Origin of the sequence: Nocardioides sp. (genome assembly GCF_035429765.1) — a bacterium.
Classification (GTDB): Bacteria; Actinomycetota; Actinomycetes; order Propionibacteriales; family Nocardioidaceae; genus Nocardioides.
The window spans coordinates 1-21,920 of sequence record NZ_DAOMFK010000014.1 but is presented as its reverse complement, the minus strand read 5'-3'; the positions used below and the strand labels follow the sequence as shown (position 1 = coordinate 21,920).

Annotated in this window: 22 protein-coding genes; 9 read left to right on the top strand and 13 right to left on the bottom strand. The window is 72.0% G+C overall.

From position 1 onward, the window contains the following. Positions 1-115: 115 nt before the first annotated feature. Positions 116-775 carry a DedA family protein gene (locus tag PLP61_RS02945; protein ID WP_324500201.1) on the bottom strand — a complete coding sequence of 220 codons (660 nt, stop codon included), beginning with the start codon at positions 773-775 and terminating at the stop codon, positions 116-118. Next, the gene (locus PLP61_RS02940; RefSeq protein WP_324500199.1) at positions 772-1,401 is read right to left on the bottom strand and encodes a phosphatase PAP2 family protein; all 630 of its coding nucleotides are present in this window, start codon (positions 1,399-1,401) and stop codon (positions 772-774) included. The genes PLP61_RS02945 and PLP61_RS02940 overlap by 4 nt, the downstream gene beginning before the upstream one ends. 222 nt (positions 1,402-1,623) lie before the next feature. On the opposite strand from PLP61_RS02940, the gene PLP61_RS02935 reads away from it, so the two are divergent. Then, positions 1,624-1,872, top strand: a complete 249-nt coding sequence (locus PLP61_RS02935; RefSeq protein WP_324500197.1) for an SCO4226 family nickel-binding protein — start codon at positions 1,624-1,626, stop codon at positions 1,870-1,872. Positions 1,873-1,942: 70 nt separating this feature from the next. On the opposite strand, the gene PLP61_RS02930 is transcribed toward PLP61_RS02935, so the two are convergent. Then, on the bottom strand, positions 1,943-2,665 hold the full coding sequence (locus PLP61_RS02930) for a hypothetical protein (protein ID WP_324500195.1): 723 nt from the start codon (positions 2,663-2,665) through the stop codon (positions 1,943-1,945). A 109-nt stretch (positions 2,666-2,774) separates the two neighbouring features. Between PLP61_RS02930 and PLP61_RS02925 the strand changes: the two genes are divergently transcribed. Further along, entirely contained in the window at positions 2,775-3,896 is a 1,122-nt protein-coding gene (locus PLP61_RS02925; protein WP_324500193.1) for a sensor histidine kinase, read from the top strand. Further along, positions 3,893-4,528: a response regulator transcription factor gene (locus PLP61_RS02920; protein WP_324500191.1), complete on the top strand. Its 636-nt coding sequence runs from the start codon at positions 3,893-3,895 to the stop codon at positions 4,526-4,528. Before PLP61_RS02925 ends, PLP61_RS02920 begins: the two co-directional genes overlap by 4 nt. 27 nt (positions 4,529-4,555) lie before the next feature. On the opposite strand, the gene PLP61_RS02915 is transcribed toward PLP61_RS02920, so the two are convergent. Beyond that, positions 4,556-4,843 carry a hypothetical protein gene (locus tag PLP61_RS02915; RefSeq protein WP_324500189.1) on the bottom strand — a complete coding sequence of 96 codons (288 nt, stop codon included), beginning with the start codon at positions 4,841-4,843 and terminating at the stop codon, positions 4,556-4,558. A gap of 35 nt (positions 4,844-4,878) precedes the next feature. Between PLP61_RS02915 and PLP61_RS02910 the strand changes: the two genes are divergently transcribed. From PLP61_RS02910 to PLP61_RS02900, 3 genes are all read left to right on the top strand, one after another. After that, positions 4,879-6,012 carry an MGDG synthase family glycosyltransferase gene (locus PLP61_RS02910; RefSeq protein ID WP_324500187.1) on the top strand — a complete coding sequence of 378 codons (1,134 nt, stop codon included), beginning with the start codon at positions 4,879-4,881 and terminating at the stop codon, positions 6,010-6,012. Beyond that, the gene (locus PLP61_RS02905) at positions 6,009-6,713 is read left to right on the top strand and encodes a polysaccharide deacetylase family protein (RefSeq protein ID WP_324500185.1); all 705 of its coding nucleotides are present in this window, start codon (positions 6,009-6,011) and stop codon (positions 6,711-6,713) included. Before PLP61_RS02910 ends, PLP61_RS02905 begins: the two co-directional genes overlap by 4 nt. 70 nt (positions 6,714-6,783) lie before the next feature. Continuing rightward, on the top strand, positions 6,784-8,463 hold the full coding sequence (locus PLP61_RS02900; protein ID WP_324500183.1) for a long-chain-fatty-acid--CoA ligase: 1,680 nt from the start codon (positions 6,784-6,786) through the stop codon (positions 8,461-8,463). 13 nt (positions 8,464-8,476) lie between these two features. Here the strand turns inward: PLP61_RS02900 and PLP61_RS02895 are convergent, their stop codons facing one another. From PLP61_RS02895 to PLP61_RS02885, 3 genes are all read right to left on the bottom strand, one after another. Then, positions 8,477-8,992 (bottom strand): SOUL family heme-binding protein, encoded by a 516-nt coding sequence (locus PLP61_RS02895; RefSeq protein ID WP_324500181.1) that lies wholly within the window; start codon positions 8,990-8,992, stop codon positions 8,477-8,479. A 93-nt stretch (positions 8,993-9,085) separates the two neighbouring features. Continuing rightward, positions 9,086-10,438, bottom strand: a complete 1,353-nt coding sequence (locus PLP61_RS02890) for a hypothetical protein (protein WP_324500179.1) — start codon at positions 10,436-10,438, stop codon at positions 9,086-9,088. Further along, positions 10,431-10,949 (bottom strand): RNA polymerase sigma factor, encoded by a 519-nt coding sequence (locus PLP61_RS02885; protein ID WP_324500177.1) that lies wholly within the window; start codon positions 10,947-10,949, stop codon positions 10,431-10,433. Before PLP61_RS02885 ends, PLP61_RS02890 begins: the two co-directional genes overlap by 8 nt. 418 nt (positions 10,950-11,367) lie before the next feature. Between PLP61_RS02885 and PLP61_RS02880 the strand changes: the two genes are divergently transcribed. Together PLP61_RS02880 and PLP61_RS02875 are read left to right on the top strand one after the other, a co-directional pair. Further along, the gene (locus PLP61_RS02880) at positions 11,368-11,985 is read left to right on the top strand and encodes a M23 family metallopeptidase (RefSeq protein WP_324500175.1); all 618 of its coding nucleotides are present in this window, start codon (positions 11,368-11,370) and stop codon (positions 11,983-11,985) included. A 145-nt stretch (positions 11,986-12,130) separates the two neighbouring features. Continuing rightward, the gene (locus PLP61_RS02875; RefSeq protein WP_324500174.1) at positions 12,131-12,490 is read left to right on the top strand and encodes a cupin domain-containing protein; all 360 of its coding nucleotides are present in this window, start codon (positions 12,131-12,133) and stop codon (positions 12,488-12,490) included. A gap of 133 nt (positions 12,491-12,623) precedes the next feature. On the opposite strand, the gene PLP61_RS02870 is transcribed toward PLP61_RS02875, so the two are convergent. The 4 genes from PLP61_RS02870 to PLP61_RS02855 form a co-directional block, all read right to left on the bottom strand. Continuing rightward, positions 12,624-14,087, bottom strand: coding sequence for an MFS transporter (locus tag PLP61_RS02870; RefSeq protein ID WP_324500173.1), 1,464 nt, complete (start codon positions 14,085-14,087; stop codon positions 12,624-12,626). 94 nt (positions 14,088-14,181) lie between these two features. Further along, the gene (locus tag PLP61_RS02865) at positions 14,182-15,642 is read right to left on the bottom strand and encodes an MFS transporter (RefSeq protein WP_324500172.1); all 1,461 of its coding nucleotides are present in this window, start codon (positions 15,640-15,642) and stop codon (positions 14,182-14,184) included. Between the two features lie 35 nt (positions 15,643-15,677). Continuing rightward, positions 15,678-17,033: an alpha/beta fold hydrolase gene (locus tag PLP61_RS02860; RefSeq protein ID WP_324500171.1), complete on the bottom strand. Its 1,356-nt coding sequence runs from the start codon at positions 17,031-17,033 to the stop codon at positions 15,678-15,680. Positions 17,034-17,131: 98 nt separating this feature from the next. After that, positions 17,132-19,852, bottom strand: a complete 2,721-nt coding sequence (locus PLP61_RS02855) for an ATP-binding protein (RefSeq protein WP_324500170.1) — start codon at positions 19,850-19,852, stop codon at positions 17,132-17,134. Between the two features lie 95 nt (positions 19,853-19,947). Between PLP61_RS02855 and PLP61_RS02850 the strand changes: the two genes are divergently transcribed. Continuing rightward, on the top strand, positions 19,948-20,589 hold the full coding sequence (locus tag PLP61_RS02850) for a DJ-1/PfpI family protein (protein ID WP_324500169.1): 642 nt from the start codon (positions 19,948-19,950) through the stop codon (positions 20,587-20,589). 56 nt (positions 20,590-20,645) lie between these two features. Here the strand turns inward: PLP61_RS02850 and PLP61_RS02845 are convergent, their stop codons facing one another. Together PLP61_RS02845 and PLP61_RS02840 are read right to left on the bottom strand one after the other, a co-directional pair. Continuing rightward, entirely contained in the window at positions 20,646-21,155 is a 510-nt protein-coding gene (locus tag PLP61_RS02845) for an ester cyclase (RefSeq protein WP_324500168.1), read from the bottom strand. Positions 21,156-21,264: 109 nt separating this feature from the next. Then, positions 21,265-21,693, bottom strand: coding sequence for an SRPBCC family protein (locus PLP61_RS02840; RefSeq protein WP_324500167.1), 429 nt, complete (start codon positions 21,691-21,693; stop codon positions 21,265-21,267). Positions 21,694-21,920: the final 227 nt, after the last annotated feature.

The window sequence follows — 21,920 nt, the reverse complement described above, 5'->3', positions numbered from 1 at the left end:
CCCCGGGCCGTCGGGTCGGAGCCCGTGGCCAGAGACTCGGAGCTGGTCGAGGAGCTCTGCCAGGCGAGGGGGTCGGGCAATGCGCGGCGGGAGGTGGGTGTGGAGCGGGCGGCCATCAGACCAACCGAGCTGCCCTGGCCCGGCCCACGCCCCGGTTCAGGGGGCGGGGCATCCGCCGCCGGCGGCGCCGTACGGCTCGGCCGATCACCAGCAGCACCACCACCGCACCGGTGATGCCGACCCCGATGGCCGAGAAGAGGTGCGCCACCGTCTGCCAGCTGCTTCCCGCGAGGTAGCCGGCGACCACCATCACCGCGCCCCAGAGCACGGCGCCCGAGACGTTCGCGAGGGCGAACCTGCGGTAGGGCATCCGCGCCATGCCGGCCAGGCCCGGGACCATCACCCGCAGCGCCACCGTGAACCTGCCGAGCAGGACCGCCCACCCGGCTCTTCTGGCCAGCGCCAGCTCGGCGCGGTCCAGGTGCTCGGCTCGCACGAACCGTCCCAACGCGGAGTCCAGGATCCGGCGGCCCCAGCGGCGCCCGACCAGGTAGCCGACCGCGTCCCCGGCCACCGCACCGGCGATCGCCGCACCGAGCACCGCCAGGAGCGGCAGATGTCCCTGGCTGGCCACGACCCCGCCCAGGATCACGGCCAGCTCCCCGGGGAAGACGAACCCGAGGAAGGCCGAGGACTCCAGGGCCGGGACCGCGAACACCACCAGCAGCGCCAGCCAGGCCGGCGCCAGGAGCACGTGCTGGAGGAGACCGGTCACCGTGACCCTCCCGAGGCCGTGGTCAGCAGGACCCGGGCCGGAGTCCGTGCCAACAGCTCGACCAGTCGCAGCGCCAGCGGCCGGGCCAGGAGGTACGACGCCAGCGCGACCAGGGCGCCCACGGCGAGCCCGACGGTCACGTCGAGCGGGAAGTGCGCGCCGACGTACACCCGGGTGACCGCCATCAGGACGGCGAGCGCCGCGGCGAGGATGCCGAGGAGGCGGTGGACGACGAGGATGCCCACGGCCACCGCGCCGGCCATCACGGCGTGGTCGCTGGGGAAGGAGTAGTCAGCGCTCCGCGGGACCAGGACCAGCGTGTGCGGCAGCACCGCGTACGGCCGCGGCTCGGCCACCGCGCCGGCCAGCAGCTGGTTGACCCCGAGGGCGACCAGCACCCCGATCGGAGCCCACAGCGCCGCCGCGACCTTCGCCGGATCACCCTCACGACGTGCTAGCCACCATGACCACAGCAGCAGCCCGGCGAACACGACGACGCCGTACTCGGCATAGAGACGGGCCGGGGCGTGCAGCCACGGCGTGGTGCGGGAGAGGTGGTCGACCGCGTGGGTCCACCCCTCCTGAGTCGGGCCCCACACGACCGACCCGTCACTCGCCTGCCCCACTGCGCCCTCCTTCGCACGTTGCCCTCGCCGCCGTCCAGCCGACCGTAGGCAGCCGCACATGAAGCACGCATGAAGGGACGCCGGCCGCGGCGGACACGTGTGCATGGGGGTCGCCGACGTCGTCGGCCACCCATTCGAAGGCTTGACAGGGCCTAGGAGGGGCGGAGTCTGCATTCACGCAGGCGTCGCCCTGCCGGGGCGCGTCGCCGAGGGGAGGACCGCATGCCGGAGTTCATGGACGTGCACACGAACATGGTGGGAGTGACGCCGGAGGCCTTGCACGAGGCCCACCAGGGGGACCTGGCCATCCAGGGCGAGGAGGGGGTGGACTTCAAGCAGGCGTGGGCAGACCCCGTGACCGGCCATGTCTTCTGCCTGTCCGAGGCCCCCAGCGCGGACGCGGTGCGACGCATCCACGAGCGGGCCGGCCACGCCGCCGACGAGGTTCACGAGATCACTGTCACCGCGTAGCCCGCGAGGTCCAGGGCCAGCCTCGGCACGACAGGGCGGCTCCGCCGTGTCGTGCAGGTGGGTAGCGCTCTCAGCCGGTGTGGACCTCTGGGTGCACCTCGTGACCGGCCACCTCGCGAAGCGGACGCACAAGCAGCAGGATCGCGACCGTCGGCACCCACACCGTCCAGCCGAACAGGCCGATGAACCAGGCATTCGCCAGCGGTCCTACGGCAAGGGTCACCCCGACGACGCCGACGGCACCCGCGGCGGCGACGCTGAGCCCGCACCAGGACAACCAGGCGGGCAGCACCTCGCTGTGACGACAGCCCCACGACATGGAGGCGAGCGTCAGCACGATCGCCGACATGGCCAGGTCGCCGAAGAGGTGGCCCACGTTCGTCATCGCGTACCACGCGGCCACGACACCGTCGTCAACCGACGCCAGGTCCGTGCCGTCCAGGCCCTGCACGGCGATGTTCGCCTCGATGGCCGCGGTCACCCAGTGCCACACCGCGATGAGCACGCCACCGGCCACCATGGCAGGGGGCCAGAATGACCAGGCCGCACGGCGAGCGACAAGCTGGGCGATCGCGGCACAGAAGACGATGACCGCAGGGCCCGCAGCGGCCGCGGCCAGGGCGGAGGCATGCAGGGCGGAGGCGTTCTCGGTGTAGTAGGAGCGGATCTGGTCGCTCGAGGCTGTCTCGACCGGGGGACCGTCGGGCGGGACCACGAAGAGGAGGACGAAGTAGAGGCTCGCGCTGGCCGCAGCAGTCCGGCGCACGGTGGAGTCGGTGGCGTGATCGGTCATCACGTGAGCCTGGCGCGTATGCCCGCAGGTTCGCATCAGCCTTGGTACTGGTTGGTGAATGAGCCTGAGGGCTGAAGACGCGCGATGGGATTGTCAGTACCGTCTGACCGTGAGGTGGCTTCGCGACCTTCGCGGCAAGGACTGGCTCCCTGCCCTGCTGCTGGGTGCCGCGGGCATCGGCGAAGTCCTCGTCGCCGATGCCCCGCCTGCTCCTGGGCTGCAGATCCTCTACGTCATCGCCGCGGCGTGGGCGATCCTCACCCGGCGGACCTCACCGATGCTGTCCGCGGGGGTCTTTCTCGCAGCCACGATCGTGGTCTCGGTCGGAGCCGTTCCGATCCAGATGCTCACCATCGGCATCACGTTCACGGTCCTGCCCTTCTTCTGCGCGATGGAGCTCACCGGCCGCCGCCTCGTCCTCGCTCTCGGCGCTTTGCTCCTCGCGGTCGCCATCCGCAGCGCCGCAGACCCGGCGGAGGACTGGGGTGCAGCACTCGTCGACCAAGGGTTCGTGGCCCTGGCGGCAGCAGCCGGGGGCGTCGTCGCCCACTATCGGCGACGGGTGGAGCAGGTCGCACAGACCGCCGCTGCTCGCGTGGACGAGGCCCTGGAGCTGGAGCGGACACGGATCGCGCGGGAGCTGCACGACATCGTGGGGCACGGCATGGGTGTGATGGTCATCCAGGCCGACTCGGTCCGCCATCTCCTCGCTCCGGGGCAGGACGAGGTACGTGCCGCACTGGTGTCCATCGAGCAGACCGGCCGTGAGTCGCTGCGTGAGCTGCGTCGGCTCCTCGGCCTCCTGCGGGCCGATGAGGCGAGCGCCGCGAGCCTCGCGCCGCCACCGAACCTCGATGCCCTGGGTGACCTCATCGAGTCCGTACGGCGATCCGGGCTCCCCGTGGACCTCCGGGTCGACGGCGTACCCCAGGCGATGTCGCAGGGCCAGGAGCTCACCGCGTACCGGGTGGTCCAGGAGGCACTGACGAACGTGCTCCGTCACGCTGGTCATGCGCGCGCCCGGGTGCGCATCATCCACGACGACCACGAGATGCACCTGGAGATCGCCGACGACGGCCGACGCCGCGCGGGAACTGTGGAACTGGGGCGCGGGCTCCTCGGACTGCGCGAGCGCGTCCGACTCTATGACGGCACGTTCACCGCAGGCCCCGAGGGACGGTGCTGGGTCGTGAGGGTGACGCTTCCGCTCGATCGGTCGGTGACGCCATGATCCGCGTACTCCTTGCGGACGACCAGCCCCTGGTTCGAGAGGGGTTCCGTCGCATCGTGGATCTCGCGCCTGACATGGAAGTCGTCGGGGAGGCCGGCGACGGCGTCGAAGCCGTGCGCCTCGCTTCCGACCGGTCACCCGATGTCGTGGTGATGGACATCCGGATGCCGAGGATGGACGGTCTCGCTGCGACCGAAAGCATCCTGGCGGCAGACGCCCGGGTCAAGGTCATCGTGCTGACGACCTTCGATCTCGACGAGTACGTCTTCGCGGCCCTGCAGGTCGGGGCGTCCGGCTTCCTGCTCAAGGACACGCCGCTCGACCAGCTCGTCTCAGGGGTGAGGCTGGTTGCTCATGGTGACGCGCTGCTGTCCCCGGCGGTCACCCGCCGCGTCATCGCCGAGTTCGTCCGGCGCCGGCGGCGCGGCACGCCGGACCTGACGGTGCTGTCGGCCCGCGAGGTGGACGTGCTCACCGTTCTTCTTACCGGTGCGACGAACGCCGAGATAGCGGCCCGCCTGTTCGTCAGCGAGGCGACCGTGAAGAGTCACGTCCGGTCGATGCTGGGCAAGCTGGGGCTGCGTGATCGGACACAGCTCGTGATCGCCGCCTACGAGGGAGGGCTCGCTTGAGCAAGGATGCGGCTCGCGGCGCGGACCTCAGCCGAGCGGCACCTTCCGCAGCGTCCTCCGGAGGAGCCTCACGGTCTCCTCGGCGTGGGCCCGCTCGTGCTCGCAGGCGGCTCGTTCCTCCGGGTCGTCCGCGGCCTGGTCCCGGGCCCGCCGCCAGGCGATCTCCTGCTCCTCGTTCCAGGTGATGAGCTCGGTGATCAGTGCGGAGTCGTAGCCGCAGATGCGCGCGACCTCCTTGGGACGCAGCGAGCCCGGCCTCTCCGCGTCGAGCTGCAGGAAACCCGGGCGCGATCGCGCGGACCGGGCTCGCTTCACGGTGGCTTCATCTGTGAGCAGCCATCCTCCGGACCATGACACCCTCACTGGAACCCACTCCCATCGTGGACGCCGGGCGTCTCGAGCCGTTGCTGACGAGAGGTTCGGACGGCCGCCCGACCCGGGTCTCCGTTCTCACCGGCAGCTACGGGGCCGGGCACGACTCGGCCGCCCGTGAGGTCGCCACCGTGCTGCGCGGTGCCGGCTGCGAGGTGGTCGTCCTCGATCTCGTGACTCTGTTGCCCTGGCGGCTCGGTCCGGTGCTGCGTGCCGCCTACTACCGTCAGCTGCGCCGGCTGCCGCGCTCGTGGCGCAGGACGCTGGAGCTCCTCGAGGCAGGTCGCCCGTTGCACCGCCTCGTGACCGGCCTCCTCGGCCTGGCCGCTGGTCGCGTGGTGTCCGCCGTCCACGACTGCGACCTCGTCGTCACCACGCACCCGTTCGGCGCCCAGGCCCTCGGACACGCCCGGACCACCGGGAGGCTCGGCTGTCCGGCAGTCACCTACGCCACCGACGCCTCGGTGCACTCCCTGTGGGTTCACCCCGGCATCGACCTGACCCTCGCCATCCACCAGGTCGCCGCAGACGACGCCCGGCGGTGGGGTGTGGCAGCCACCGTGGTGACACCGCTCGTACGGAGGCAGGCACCCGGCCGCCACTCAGCCGATCCGCTCGTCGCGCTCGTGGCCGGCGGGTCGCGCGCCCTGGTCACCGGTGGCTCGCTGGGGATGGGTGACCTGGAGGGCACGTGCCGCGACATCGTCGCCACCGGACTGATGACTCCGGTCGCCATGTGCGGCACCGACGAGGTCCTCCGCCGCCGGCTCGCGCGGATCCCCGGCGTCGTCGCTCTCGGCTGGCGCGAGGACCTCCCCGCGCTGATGGCGGCCAGTGACTGCGTCGTGCAGAACGCAGGCGGCTTCAGCTCCCTGGAGGCGCTCGCGTCCGGGACCCCCGTCATCACCTACCGACCCGTTCCCGGGCACGGGGAGGCGAACTCGGTCAACCTCGAGAAGGCCGGCCTGGTCCCGTGGGCCCGCACGATCGGCGACCTGGCGCGCCTGCTCGGTGCCGCGAAGCGCGCTCCTCGGGTCGACCGTCTGCCCACCGACGCCCCCGACGTCGTCGAGGTGCTCATCGCTCAGCACGCCTCGGCGACCGCCGCATGAGGCGCGCCGGTCGTGCGGCGGCGCTCGGCGTCGGCACGCTGGCGGCAGCAGCAGCACCGTCCCTCACCGCCATCGGCCCTCTCCGGCGGCGGCTGGCACCGCGGCTCGCCGGAACCGGGCACGGCGATCACATCGCACTCACCTACGACGACGGTCCGGACCCCACCAGCACTCCGGCGTTCCTCGACCTTCTGGCCCGCCACGAGACCCGAGCCACCTTCTTCGTCCTCGCTGAGCAGGCACGTGGGGTTCCCGCGCTGGTGCGTCGGATCGTCGACGAGGGCCACGAGCTGGCCATCCACGGCTGGGCCCATCGGTGCACCCTGGCTGTCCCACCGACCCGGCTCACTGTTCTGCTCCGGGACGCCAAGCACTGCGTCGAGGACCTCGCCGGCACCTCCGTGTCGTGGTACCGCCCGCCGTACGGCGTCACCTCCACCGAGTCCCTGATCGCCTGCCGGACGCTCGACCTCACGCCGGTGCTCTGGACCGCCTGGGGCCGGGACTGGGAGCGGTCGGCCACACCCGCTCGCGTCGCCTCGACCGTGTTGCGCACCCTTCGGCCGGGCGGCACAGTCCTCCTCCACGACACCGACCTGCACGCCCGCGGCGACTGGCACGCCGCCCTCGAGGCGACCGACTCCCTGCTGACCGGTCCGCTGCACTCCGCTCGGGTGGGCACGCTGGGCGAACACTGGTAGCGCACTCGCGGAGCGCTACATTGAGCCTGCCGCGGACACGTCGCCACCGCGGGGAAGACGAGGGAGGGTCGTGCCGGCTCTGGAGCCCGTGTGGGCGGACGCGTACGGACCCGACGTGCCCCTGCACCTCGACTACGGCGACACCACGGTCCTGGACCTGTGGGAGCGGTCGGTCGAGCACTACCCCGACCGGCCGGCGCTGGACTTCCTCGGCCGCAGCACCACCTACGCCACAGCCGCGGAGCAGGTACGCCGCGTGGCCGGCGGCCTGCACCGGCTCGGCGTACGCGCGGGCGACAGCGTCGCCCTGGTGATGCCCAACTGCCCGCAGAACGTCATCGCCTTCTTCGCGGTGCTGAGGCTGGGCGCCACCGTGGTGGAGCACAACCCGCTCTACACCGCGGCCGAGCTGCGACACCCCTTCGCCGACCACGGGGCCCGGGTCGCGATCGTCTGGGACAAGGTCGTGCCGGTGGTCGAGCAGCTGCGGGCCAAGTCCGCCCTCGAGCGCGTGGTCGCCGTCGACCTGACCACCGAGCTGCCCTGGACCAAGCGGCTCGCGCTGAGGCTGCCGATCGCCAAGGCCCGTGCTGCCCGGGCCCAGCTCACCTCACCGGCACCCGAGGCGATGCGGTGGTCGGAGCTTGCCTCCGCGACTCCTCTGGACGAGGCTCACCCCCGCCCGGACAAGGACGACGTGGCCCTGCTGCTCTACACGTCGGGGACCACCGGCGTACCCAAGGGGGTGCCGTTGCGGCACCGCAACCTGGTCGCCAACGTGCTCCAGGGAATGGCCTGGGTGCCGGGGCTGGCGGAGGGCAAGGAGTCGGTGCTGGTGGCGCTGCCACTGTTCCACGCCTACGGCGTGACGGTCAGCGTCCTCCTCGGCGTGGCCCTCGCAGCCCGGCTGGTGCTGCTGCCCAAGCCGGAGATCGGCCTCATCATGGAGGCCATCGAGCGCCAGGTGCCGAGCTTCGTGCCCGCCGTGCCGCCGCTCTACCAGCGCATCGTGGACGAGGCGGAGCGCCGGGGCATCTCGATCCGCGGGATCCGCTACGCGCTCTCCGGCGCGATGCCGCTGCCGGCCACCCTCGTGGAGCGCTGGGAGCGGGCCAGCGGTGGCCTGCTCGTCGAGGGCTACGGCCTGACGGAGACGTCACCCGTGATCGTCGGCAACCCGATGACGACGAAGCGTCGGCCCGGCTCGATCGGGGTGCCGTTCCCCGACGTTCAGATCCGGATCGCAGACCCCGAGAACCTCGACCACGACGTCCCTCCGGGCGCGAGCGGCGAGCTGCTGGTGCGCGGCCCCCAGGTCTTCTCGGGCTACCGAGGCGCGCCGGAGGAGACCGCCGCCGCCTTCCACGACGGCTGGTTCCGCACCGGCGACGTGGTCACGATGGCACCTGACGGGTTCCTCACGATCGTGGACCGGATCAAGGAGATCATCATCACCGGCGGGTTCAACGTGTACCCGTCGGAGGTCGAGGCCGTGCTCCGCACCCACGCCGGCGTCCTCGACGTCGCGGTCGTGGGTCTGCCCCACGAGGAGGGCGGCGAGGAGGTGGTGGCCGCGGTGGTCCTCGTCGAAGGGGTGGCCGTCGCGCCGGAGGACCTCCAGGCGCACTCCCGTCAGGGCCTGACGCCGTACAAGGTGCCCAGGCGCGTCATCTTCGTCGACGAGCTGCCGACCAATCCCATGGGCAAGGTCCTGCGGCGCGACGTGGCGGTCCGGATCAAGACGCTCTGACCGGTCGGGCCGGTCAGGCAGCGACCGGGACGACGACCTCGTTCCTCCGCAGGAACCATGGTGTCCAGGGCGGGTCGAACCGCGCGTACCGGGGGGTGCCCACCACCTCCAGCCCCGCCGCCTCCACCGCGGCGAGCAACCGCGCTTCCCGCTCCTCGTAGGACCTGCGTGACCAGCGCCCGGAGAAACGCACGGCGGCCGCCGTCTCGGCCGGCACCCGTCGGGTGTGCACGTGGGAGTCCAACGGGTCCGGCAGGTCCTCGGCGCTGACGCCGGCGGGCATCACGAAGCCCACGACGTAGCGACGGCCCTGGGGGTCCTGCTCCTGCACCACGGGTGCGGTCATGGCCAGCTTGCGCGAGGACCGGTTGTGGCCTCCGATGTAGCGGGCGAGCCTGGGGAACGCCAGGTTCCCCGCCAGCTCGAAGGGTCCGCCGACCTCCGTCTCGGCGACGAGGTGGTCGGGATAGCGTCGCAGCTCGAAGTCCTGGTACTCCTCGAGCACCTCGTACACCTGCTCCTCGGTCATCTGACGTGCACCTCGATCCACCGGGCTCCCATGCTTCGATGGTGCCATTGCCGGGTCGCCCGTCCGCCGGCGGAGGGCGCCGGAGGCCGTTCGTCAGCGCCAGGTCGTCTGTTCGACCCAGGTCCTCCCGTCGTCGTCCGACCAGAGCCGCGAGGCCCAGATCCTGTCACCGAGCACCGCGAAGGCCGGGTCCTCGATCGCGATCTCGTTGCCGGTCCTCGCTTCGTGGACCAGCACGAAGCTCCCGCCCTCGACGAGGTCGGCTCGCCAGAGCCGGATCCCTTCGCTCAGGTGAATCGAGCTGGGCGGGAAGAACGCGTCGTCCTGCCGCCCCACCAAGTCGCCGGCGGGTGTCCACGCCAGCGCGAAGTAGTAGTCGTCGGGACGGAACGAGACACCCAGGTCGGTCCTCTGCCACGTCGAGCCCCGGTCGTCACTGGTGAACACCGACAGCGCCTCGGCCCCCTTGACCCACGACCAGAACGCCATGGTGCCGGGCGGTGAGTTGAGCACGGCACCGTTCCCCGTTGACGGCCCGAGATCCTGGTAGTGCCGCGTGCCGTCAGCGAGCCACCACGCGACGAGACGGTCGTCCAGCTGGTCCTGGACACCCCAGAGAAGGTCCCCCGATCCGGGGCTGACGACGGACGGATGGATCCCCGTGGCCATGCCCGTCCCCTCCCAGGGTCCCCTGCGGACGTGGACCGCGTCGGCGGCCGGGTCGAGCATGCACCAGGTGAGCGGGGCATCCTGCGGGATTGCGCCACCGGCACTGGTGTGGCCGGTGCTGGCCAAGCACACGAACCACAGCCGCGGGTCGGCGGCGGGTGCGTCGTCGAAGTCGCGCGCCAACGGGGTGATGGTGCCGTCGTCGCGGACCAGCCACTCGTAGCCGTTCGCCGCGTCCACGATCAGCAGGAGACCCGGCCCCGGTGACTCCACGTGCTCCAGTCCTGACTCGAACGGTGCGCGTCGGTAGGTCGTGCGGGCGTACCCGTCGCTGGTGATCGCCAGGGCGGTGAAGGACGGCCTGCCCACCTCGGATCGCGGGCACCAGTGGCAGGTCGCCCTCCACGCCGAGACGCGGAAGTCCGGATCGTCGGCGGAGACGCCGGTCAGCACGAGTGTCGCGTCATCAGCGAGGACGACCTCCTGGGGGGTCATCGAGGTCTCTGAGACGTGCGCCGCCTCCTCGCTCGGCTTCCCGGTCTTGTCCGGCTTCGTGGGGCTGGGGGTCGGCACGGACGGGGCCGGTTGGGGCCGGTCCTCACCAGGGTGCCCCGCGAGCAGCCCGCCAACCACGACGGCCACCACCGCGGCGAACGAGGCGAGCGCGACGGAGACGGTCGCACGACGGTCCCGGCGACCCGCGACCTTCACGAGGGACTCGAACGCCGGCGGATGCACCTCACCGCTCAGGCGGCGCAGCTGCTCGAGCTCAGGCATCTCGTGGCTCCTCCTGTCCCCGGATGGGACGGTCGACGCGGTCGTCGAGCAGTTCGGCGAGCCGGCTACGGCCCCGCGAGAGCCGCGACTTCACGGTGCCGACGGGGACGCCGAGCTCGGCAGCGATGTCTGTCACCGGCAGATCAGCCAGGTGGTGAAGCACGACGACCAGGCGCTGATCCACGTCGAGCTGCGCCAGCGCCGCGACCAGCTGGACATGGTCCGGCCCGACCTCGACGGGAGCCTGCGGACCGGGCACCTTCGCGCCGTACCGCCGCACCACGACCGCGTGCCGCCAACCGGCCCGGACCTGGTTCACCGCGACCGTTCGAACCCAGGCCTCCGGGTTCGTCACCCCGGACAGCTGGCGCCGCTTGCGGATAGCGGTCACGAACGCGTCCTGCACGGCGTCCTCGGCCTTGCTCATGTCCCCGCAGATCGCGAAGACCTGCATGACGAGACGGCGGTAGGACGCCGTGTAGAGCTCTTCGAGGTCGAGGGCATCCCGCACGCTCCACCTCCGTCCGCTCGACAACGACACCCCTACGAGGTGCGAACGGCCTGCCGGGTTCCCACCGTGACGCAGATCCGCGGGACGGTCCACCCTTCGACGGCCGGTCCCGACAGCCACGCTCGGTGGAGATGCGCCATCGCGGGCAACCCGAGGCATCAGACGGATCTGTCGGTCTGAGCTTCACTCCCAACCGGATGTCAGCTCGGCGAAGGTTCGGGCGCCTCGCCGGAGGAGACGCCGCCCCTTCTCGAGGAACGCGGCCGTCAGCAGCGCGGCCATGCCAATGGCAGCGAGCAGGACCCACGGCACCCAACCCTCGAGGGGCGGGACCCACGACGCTTCCAGCAGGTCTGCGGTGCCCCGAACCAAGCAGGCAGAATGAGATCACCAGGGCGCGGGAAGCGAGGTTGTTCCAATGGTGCCGGCAGTCGACCTGGCATACCCCTTCGAAGGACGCTGGCTGGCCCAGAACAGTCCCGCGAATCGAGTGCCCAGTCACGGCACCACCTTGTTCGCCACGGCCTTCGCCATCGACTTCGTCCCAGTCGACGCGGCAGGGCGAACAGCACCGATCACGCTCGGTTCGCTGCTGCGCCCCGAACCCGCGGAGCACTCTCCCGGCTTCGGGCGTCCCATCCTCGCGCCCGTCCACGGCGTCGTCGTCGGTGTGCATCACACGGCACCCGACCACCCTTCCTACCGTGGGCTCCCGTCCGTCGGCTACGCCCTCACCCAGCGTCGCAGGGCAGCAGCAGGTTGGGGTGAGCTGGCGGGCAACCACGTGCTGATCGAAACGCATGACGGCCCAGTGGTCGCGGTGTGCCACCTGCAACGCGGCAGCGTCCAGGTGCGGCTGGGCCAGAGCCTGCGGGTGGGCGAGACGCTGGGACGTTGCGGCAACTCAGGAAACAGCACCGAACCGCATGTCCACCTGCAGGCCATCGACCGCATGGACGTGCTGCACGCCACGGCTGTCCCCATCACCTTCGGCGGCCGCCTGCCCCGCAACGGCGAGATCATCGACGCGAGATAGAGGACTGTGCGGTGAACGGCGAGGCAGCGGGCTCCTGGGCCACGGCTCCGCACGACCGGGGACTGCTCTGGTTGCGGGATTCGCCCTACGATGGGCGCTACCGGATGGTCGTGCCCGGGGCGGCCCCAGACCACTGGAGGTAGTCGTGGCATCACTCGACTCCAAGCACATCGAGACACCGCATGAGACCAGGCCCTTCGCGGCCCACGGGAAGATGGACGTCGTCACTCTGGGTGACTTCACGATGGGCCGGGGCACCTTCGAGCCCGGCTGGCGCTGGTCGGAGGACGTCAAACCCATCGCCGGGACCGACTCGTGCCAGACGCTGCACACGGGGATCTGTGTCTCGGGCCGGATGACCGTGCGGATGGACGACGGCACCGAGCTGACCATCGGCCCCGGTGAGGTCTGCGTGATCCCGCCGGGCCACGACGCCTGGGTGATCGGCGAGGAGGCCTGCGTCATGTACGACACCGGCGTGGCGGCGTACGCCAAGCCGAGCTAGTACCGCAGCGTCGGTCTCGCTCACGGCCGCAGCCGCCCGCTGCAGCGCACCTGAGCGCGGCGTTGGACCTCGCGATCGAGGTGGGCCTGTTTGGCCGGAGCTCAGCCGACTCTGAGAGGCAGAGCGACAGGCGTCAGCGGAGTCTCGACCCGACCGTCGCGGTCACCAGCGCCACGCCAGCAGCGGCGAGGAACGCCGCCGAGAACCCCGTCGGCGTGATGGCACCGGATCCCCCTCCCCCGACGGCGAGGCCGATCGCCGTGAAGGTCGCCGTGCCCAGCGCTGCGCCCACCTGGGTCGCGGAGCCGGCCATGCCGGACGCCAGGCCGCCGTGAGCCGCGGGGACCGCGGCGGTGATCACCATGGTGGTGGGCATGAAGCTCATGGCCACGCCGGTGGCGACGAACATCAGCCCGGGGAGGACCGCGACGGCGTACCCGGCGTCGGCAGGGGCCAACGCCAGCCAGAGGTGTCCACAGGCGAGCACGACGAGCCCGGCGACGAGGGTGCGCTGCGGGCCGAAGGCACGCAGGAGTCGCGGTAGGAACGCGATCGAGACCAGGAAGCCCATCAGGGATGTCGGCGCCATCGCCAACCCTGCGGTGCTGGGTGCCATCGTGAGCCCTTGCTGGAGGAACAGGGCGACGAGCACGAAGGTGGACGCTCGCGCCGCCCCGCCGAGGACGGCGAGCACGACGCCGATGCTGAGCACCCTCGACCCGAACAGCTCGAGCGGCACCAGGGGGTCGGTGGTTCGCCGCTCGACCACGACGAACACCACCAGCAGAAGCGCTGACGCGACCAGGCTCGACGTGACGGCCGGGGCCGTCCAACCGTGGTCGGCCGCACCGAGCGCACCGTGGACGAGGGCGACGATCGCTCCTGTCAGGGACGCCGCACCCCATCCGTCGAGACGCCGCCGCGAGAGGCCCGCCGGTCCCGCCGGCACCACCCGACGGACACAGACGACGGCGAGCAGCGACACCGGTACGGTCACGAGGAAGACCGCTCGCCAGCCGAGGGCAGCGGCGAGCAGGCCGCCGGTGACCACCCCGGTCATCCCGCCGAGTGTCGACGCGGCGCCCCACACGCTCATCGCACGCGCTCGCCGGTCACCCGGGAAGCTGAGCATGAGCAGGGACAGGGCCGCCGGGCTCAGCGCTGAAGCGCCGACACCCTGCACGATGCGGCCGATCGCCAGCAGCCAGACGCCGGTCGCAGCGGCGGCCAGCAGCGTCCCGGCGGTGAACACCAGCGAACCGATCACGAACATGCGCCGGCGGCCACACAGGTCGGCGATCCGGCCCGACAGCAGGAGCAGCCCGCCGTACGCGAGGACGTAGGCGTTCACGACCCATGCCGCACCGACGGGACCGAGTCCGAGGTCCCTCTGGATGGAGGGCAGTGCGACGTTGACGATCGAGGTGTCGGCCATCACGACGAACTGGGCGGAGACCAGCAGGCCGAGGACCAGCCGCCGGTGACCCGCCGAAGGCGGACGGTTCGACGACGGATCCGACGTGGTGGCACGCCCAGCCCCGACGAGGCCCGCCTCGCGCACCTGCGTGGTGTCCAGGATCGTGGGATTCGCGTTCATCGCGTTCACCGCCTCAGTGGTCTGTCGGGTTGTGGAGGGCTCCACCCTGCTGCGCGACCTGCCCCCGTCGCGCCGGTCGAATGGCCGGGGCCGGTCAGTGCAGGTGCATCCCAGCGCCCACGGCAGCGCGGGTCGCCGGCATCCGAACCATCGCGAACACGGCGACCAGGCCCGCGATCACCGCGGCGGCGACGAAGCCGCGGGAGAACGCGTCGGCCGCGCCGTCGGGGGTGGCCAGGGAGCCGGCCGTGCTGGCGACGGCGGAGAGGACGGCGACACCGAGGGCGGCACCGATCTCGTGCCCGGTCATCAGGAACCCCGACGCCACCCCGGCGTGTGAGGGCGGGATCCCCATCATCGAGGTCACCGAGACCGGCACGAACACCATGCCGACGCCGAATCCGAGTCCCACCAGGCCCGGCAGGAGGTCACTGGCGTACTGTGCGTCGCCCGGCGCGGTCGACAGGAGTGCAGCAGCGCCGACCACCACCACCAGACCCGAGGTGGCGACGAGGCGCGGGGCCACCAGGGCAAGCAGGTGTCGGGCGACCACGGTGCCGGCAGTGAGGGCCAGTGCGAACGGGAGGAAGGCCACGCCGGTGCGCAGAGCGGAGAAGCCCAGCACGGTCTGCATGAAGATCGACGTGAGGAAGACGCTGCCGACCAGGATGCCGGTGACTCCGAGCATGACGGCCGTGCCGGAGACGAGGGCGTCGACCTTCCACACGTGCGGCGGGAGGAGCGGCCTGGCGGCGCGCTGCTCGAGCTTGAGGAAGGCCACCAGGAGCACTGCGGACACGCCCAGACCGGTCGCGGTCCAGATTGACACCCAGCCGTGGGTGGAGGTGCCGCCGAGGGTGTAGATCAAGGTGGCGAGACCCGCGAGCACGCTCAGAGCGCCGGGGAGGTCGAAGGCCCCGCGGTCCGGGCGGGCGACGTCCTCCTTGGCGATGATCCGCCGACCCGCGAGGAACGCGACCAGCCCCACCGGCCCGTTGACCCAGAAGATGAACTGCCAGCTGGTCCAGGTGGTGATGGCCCCGCCGACGAGCACTCCGGCAGCCACGCCGAGGCTGCCGACCGCGCCCCACAGCGAGAGTGCGGCCTTGCGCTGAGCACCCGAGTAGGTGGTGGTGATGAGCGCGAGTGCCGACGGCGTCAGCAGGGCCGCGCTGAGGCCCTGGACCGCCCGCGCACCGACCAGCTGGGCGCCGCTCTCGGCGAACCCGCTGGCGATCGAGGCGGCGGTGAACAGGCCCAGGCCCGCCAGGAACACCGCGCGCCGGGACAGCAGGTCGCTGACGCGGCCGCCGAGGAGCAGACCGCCGCCGGACATCATGACGTAGGCGGTCACCAGCCACTGGAGGTCGTCACCGGCCAGCTGCAGGGAGCGGCCGATGGTCGGGAGGGCGGTGTTGACGACCGAGATGTCCAGGACGACCAGGATCTGGGCGGCAAGGGCGACGGCGAGCAGCGCCCAGGACGTGCGTGGGACGTGCTGGTTGTCGGGGTGCTGCGCGTGCTGCTGGCGGTCGTGGGTGGGTGCGTGGGACATCGGATTCTCCTCGGTCGGAATGGGTGAGTGGGCGTTCAGGGAGTGGTGAGGTGTGAGCGGGAGCCGGCTGCGCGGACCACCGCAGCGATGGCGGCCACCGAGGCGTCGGAGCCCTGCGGGTCCTCGAGCAGGCCGGCGTGGGAGGAGTGGACGACGCGGTGGGCGCTCTCGCTCGACAGGTCGGCCAGCCTGGCCTGCGCCGCGGCCCAGCCTTCGGTGCTGAGCGTGGCGGAGGCGGTGAGCACTGCCAGCGGGCGGTGACCGAGCGTGGTGAGGGCCTGCGCCTGCGAGAAGACGTCCGGAAGCATCGACAGCTCGTCGCGACCGTTGCGCTTCGCGCGGACCGTGCCGCTCACCTCGTCGACGAGCTCTCCCTCGGCGCCAGGCAGGTGCGAGGCCGGGGTGCTCACCGAACCCAGCCCGACCCGGGCCAGCGTGGGCAGGAGGCCGAGGCCGCGCCTCATCAGCGCGTGCTGCGTGGGGTAGGCGGGCATCTCGGTGAACTGTCGAGGGCTGGAGCTGTCCAAGAGCACCATCCCGGCCACGTCCTCGGGGTACTGCGCGGCGTACGTGAGGGCGTACGGGCCACCGATGGAGTGCCCGACCAGGACGTACGGACCGTGCTCGCCGGCCGCGGCCAGCAGAGCATGGAGGTCCGCTGCGGCAGTGAGGCCGTCCTGGGGGTGGTCGACGTCGTCGCTCCAGGCCTGGCCCGCGCGGTCGTAGGCACAGACCCTGGTGGTGGCACTGACCTGGTCGGTGATCCTGGCCCAGGAGCCGGAGAACTCCCCCATGCCGTTGAACAGCACCACCGTCGGCCCGCCGGCGCCTCGGCAGTCGAGGTGCAGTCGGTGGTCACCCACGGAGTAGGTCCTCCCCGGGGCGGGGGTGACCCGAGCGGAGGTGACGTCGTGCACGCCTGCACCGACAGCGACGAGAGCAAGCACGACGAGCACCGGCATCAGCAGCCAGCTGGCGCGGCCCGGCATGGCGCGTCGAGCCTGGGCGTACGTCCAGGCGACGAGGGCGAGCATCAGCGGTGGCCACACCCAGCTGAGGGTCGTGAGCACGGCGTCCTGGGGTGAGAGGACCACCAGTCCGGCGCCGGCGGCCGTCATCAGGGTCGCGGGGACCCGTGCCCAGCGCTGGGGCCGGCCGGTCCTGCGGGCGGAGACGATGGCCAGGGTGGCCCAGCCGAGACCGAAGCCGAGCAGCAGGGAGCCGGTGACCACCGACTCGGTCGCGCCCGGGAAGACCACCATGGTCAGCACCAGGGCGGAGACCGCCCCGAAGGCCAGCGACCCCAGCACCACGCGGCCGAGGGGCCAGGAGCTCGCACGCCGGCCGGCGTCCGGTGTCGTGGTGCGGGCCGGGCGAACGTTGACGCTCATGTCTGTCTCGCTCTCGCAGTGGTGTGGTCATGCACTGCGTCCGAGCGTGGACGTGATGCCGGTTGCTCACCCCGGTCAGATGGCCGGGATCCTCCCGGCTAGGCCAGGTCGAGCTGGGCGAGCTCGCCACGGGACGTGACGCCCGCCTTGGCGAAGACGTTGCGCAGGTGGAAGGCCACCGTCCTGGGTGAGACCCAGCACTGGGCCGCGACCTCCTTGTTCGACAGCCCGGCGCTCACCAGCCGGGCGATCTGGAGCTCGGTCGGGGTGAGCTTCACCAGCGTGGAGGGGTCACGCTTGCGAGCGGTCTCCCCCGAGGCGCGGAGCTCCTGGTTCGCCCGCGCGGCGAGGGCTGCGGCCCTCAGGTCCTCGAACGCCCCGGCGGCCGCACGCAGGTGCTGCCGCGCGTCGACGCGACGCTGGCTCCGGCGCAACCACTCCCCGTAGGCCAGCTGAGCCCGCGCCGCCTCGAGCGGCCGGCCGGCGCCCCTGTGGTGCGCCAGGCACTCCTGGAACAGGCCGTCAGCCTCGCTCTGGCTCGCCGTCAGCGCCCGCCCGAACGCCACCGTCGCCAGCGCCCACGGCCGTCCGGTCGCCTCGGCGAACCCGGCCAGGTCGTCGGTCCGGTCCCGGGCGGCCGCGGTGTCGCCGGCTCGCACGGCCGCCTCGATGCTCTCGGACGCAGCCATCCGTGCCAGCACCGGCAACCGGAACCGCGTGAGGTGGTGCATCGCACCGTGGCTGTCCCCCGAACCGGCCGACCGAAGCCCCTTGGCCCAGCGGGTCAGGTCGTGGACGGGGTCGGTCAGGATGCCCAGGGGATACGCCGCCTCCAGCTCCTCGAGCCTGGCGAGGTGACCGTCGTAGTCCTCCCGGTCCTGCAGGGCTGCGAGCACTGCCAGCCAGGCGGTCGGCAGGGCCGCCATCGCCGGTTGACCGATGCTCCTGCCGAGGGCGACGCCCTCGTCGGCGCTGGCGCGCACGGCGACCAGGTCGCCGGCCAGGTAGTAGCCGAAGCAGAGCCTCTGGAGGCAGTACACGACGGCCGTGGCCGCACCGGCCTCCCGTGCCCGTGTCAGCGCAAGGGAGTAGAAGTGCTGCTGCGCCTCGTCTGCGCCCAGCTGGAGGGCCCCGTTCGCGAGGTTCCACAGCACGTCGCGGTCGTCCACCTGCGCGCCGGCCTCCACGGCCAGGTCGAGGGCGGCTGTCGCGGCGGACCAGTCCCCCTCGACCACCCGCGTCATCGCGACGAGGAGGTGTCGCAGGCACAGCGTCCGCGGTGGGTCGTCCGCCTCGGCCACCGCGAGAGCGTCGGCCTGCGGGAGCGGCGTGCCGCTGTCGGCTCCGAACGTGCGCATCACCGCCGCGGCGACGGCGATCTCCAGCGCCCTGGCCGAGTCGTCCCCGTGCACCGCCTGGGCGGCCTCCACGAAGATGCGGTGAGCCCCGGCCGCCGAGCCCAGGTTGACCTCGATGTGTCCACGCAGGCGGGCGATGTCGCAGCGGAGCAGCGGGTCGTCGGCCCCTTCACGAGCCGCCGCGAGCAGGGACTGCGCCTCCCCCGCACGACCACACGCCCACGCGCTCCGGGCCGCTGAGAACGTCAGCTCCGCGCGCTTCGCAGGATCGGCGCAGAGCACCGCCGCGCGCTCGTACGCCGCGAGCGAGGCGCTGAAGGCACCCCGACGCTGTGCCCGAGCACCGACAAGCTCCAGGGCGCCGGCCACCTCCGGGTCCGGTCCCTCCGCCGCGGAGGCCCGGTGCCACGCCTCTCGGTCGGGGTCTCCGCGACCGGCCAGGGCGCCGGCGAGGGCTCTGTGCGCGGCTCGCCTCTGCTCACCGGTCGCGGCCTGGTAGATCGCCGACCGCACCAGGGGGTGCCGCACGGAGAACGTCGTGGCGCCGGCGACGAGCAGGCCGGAGTCCAGAGCCGCCTCGAGGTCGGCGTCGTCCAGGCCCAGACCTGCCCCAGCGCGCCGCAGCAGGTCGAGCTCGCCCGTGTCGTCCGCGGTCGCGAGCAGCAGCACGCTCTGCACGGTCGGCGCCAGTCGCCTGCTGCGGTCGAGGAAGACCCGCTCCACCTGGGTGGGCAGGTGGAGCTGCGCGGGCAGAGGGGTGGCCCCGCTCAGCTGACCAGGCGTCAGCTCACCGGGAAGCTCCAGGAGCGCGAGCGGGTTGCCGCCCGTCTCGGCGACGAGGCGTTCCACCACCCCCAGGCCGGCCGCATGGCCGAGCCGCACCTCGAGAAGGGCCCGCGAGGCATCGGGGTCGAGTCCCGTCAGTGCCATCTCGGGAAGGCCCTGCGGGTCGAAGCTCCCCCACGCGCCGTCCCTCGCGGCGAAGACCATCGCGACCCGGTCCGCACCGAGTCGACGGGCGCAGAAGAGGAGGGCGCCCGCGGTGGCTGGGTCCAGCCAGTGCGCATCGTCGACCAGGCACAGCACGGGGGCTTCCTCGGCCGCGGTGGTCAGCAGGGACAACGTCGCCACCCCGACCAGGAACGGCTCGACCGAGGGCCCCTCCTCCTCGCCGAAGGCCACCCCCAGCGCCCGAGCCTGGGGTGCGGGCAGTCCCGCCCGCAGCCGCGCCACCGGGCGCAGCAGACGGTGCAGCGCCGCGAACGCCAGCGGCGCCTCGACCTCCAGACCCTGGGTCCGCAGCACGGTCGCCTCGCCGGCCCCGGCCACCAGCTCGTCGAGGAGCGTCGACTTGCCCACGCCGGGCTCACCGCGCAGGACCAGGGTCCCCGCACTGCCTCCTCGCGCCCGCTCGAGCAGCGCCACCAGGAGCCCTCGCTCCGGCTCGCGACCGACCAGCATGCGATGAACGTACACGCTCCCCCGCCCCGGCGGACCGTCACGAACCCGGCTGTTTGACCGGGGCGACCCGAGCCCCCCGACGTGAGACTTGGCCCATGAACGACACCTACGATCACGTACCCGACAGCGCGACACCAGGCGACGGACGGCAGCGCCAGATCGGGATCCTCCTGTTCGACGGGGTCGAGGAGCTCGACGCCGTCGGCCCCTGGGAGGTGCTCTCCTCCTGGACCCAGCAGCACCCCGGCGACGGCTGGAACGTCTTCTGCCTCTCCCCCGAGGGCCGCCCCGTCTGCAGTGCCAAGACGCTGGTGCTCGGCGCGCACCACTCGATTGCCGACGCGCCCCCCATGGACGTCCTGGTCCACCCCGGGGGTCCCGGAACCCGGCCGATGCTGCGAGACCGCGACCACCTCGACTGGGTGCGGGGCCAGCGCGCCACGGTCCCCCTGATGACGTCGGTCTGCACCGGCAGCCTGGTCTACGCGGCCGCCGGGCTCCTGGTCGGCCGTCGGGCGACCACCCACTGGGCCTCGCTCAACCTGCTCTCCGAGCTGGACCCCACCATCACCACCGACGTCAGCTCACGCTTCGTCGACGACGGCGACCTGATCACCAGCGCCGGGGTCAGCGCCGGCATCGACATGGCGCTCCACCTGGTGGCCCGGCTCACCGATGTTGAGCGCGCGGTGGAGGTGCGGCGGGAGATCCAGTACAACCCCCTTCCCCCCGTGTGAAACTGCACGCCCGGAGCCGACACGAAGGCACTCCGCGGATCGCTCGCCCGACGGCCCTAGCGCGACCGGCGGAGCGCGCCGGCCGCCCTGGTCTTGGTGTTGAACGCCGCTTTCAGCGCCTTGTCGACCGCAGAGCCGTCCGGTGGCAGGAGGCCCACCTGACGGGCGAAGGCCATCTGGTCGAAGACGACGGTGTTGGTCAGCACCCGGCCGTCACGCAGCACGAAGTGGTCGATGCCGTCGATCTCGATGGCCGTCCCCGTCGCGGCGACTCCCAGCAGCGTGCCCGTGTGGCGCCCTGTCATCCGCCAGTGCACGAGGGCGTCGTCGCCGGACTCGGCGATCGCCACGACGTCGAGATGGAAGCCCTCGATGGCGGCGAACTTGTCCGAGAAGTACGCAGCCACCTCATCGGCTCCGCGACACGTGGCATCGGGGAAGTACTCGACCGTGTCCTCGGTCCAGAAGGGACGCAGGCTGACCACGTCGTGAGCGTTGAGGCGTTCGAACACCCACCGCAGCAGCTCGGAGGGCGTGACGCCGGTCGGGAAGTCGTGAGCTGCCATACGCCACGATGGCACCACACCGACGCCACGACAACGGTCGTCGACGGCCGAGGGACCGAAGCCCTGCTCTGGCGTTCTCGGCGGCCCCGGGGCGGGGGGACGCGGCGCCTCAGCCGGCGGTGCGCTCCGCCCGGGTCTTGAGGCCGGCCGCCTCCATGGCGAGGTAGCGATCGGTGAGCCTCCGGTACAGCCGGCCCACGACTGCGCCGACCGCCCCGCTCATCACGACCCTCAGCTCGACCCGGGTGCCACCGTCGGGCAGCGGTGCGCACTCGTGGTGCGCAGACACCGTGCTGCCCGGCTGCCGTTGCTCCCAGGTGAAGGCCCGACCGGGGTCGAGCGCGGTGACCGTGTACCGACCGGTCGGGAGGCGCGGCTGGGAGATCTCGACTCGCGAGCCGACGACGAGGGGGCCGGCGTCGAGCGGCCGGACGCTGTTCACCGAGTCCGTCCACTCCGGCCATCGCTCGACGTCGACCAGCACCTCCCACACCCGCTCCGGCGAGGCGGCCACATCAATGCTGGTGCGCTGCTCCATGCGGCCATCGTCGCAGAGACCACCACCCTCGCTCCTTCCCGCTCGTGACGTGCCACACCCCCGGAGGGGCGGCGAAGCAGGGATGGGAAGCAGGGATGGACGGACCGGACGGACCCGGGCCGTGGCAACGGGTGTCGCGCCGGCAGGCAGAGCGCGGAAGATCCCAGCCACGTGGTGGCTGTTGGGTTTTGGGTTCTGCTGGGCGCTGGCGTGGGGGCGTGGGTGTC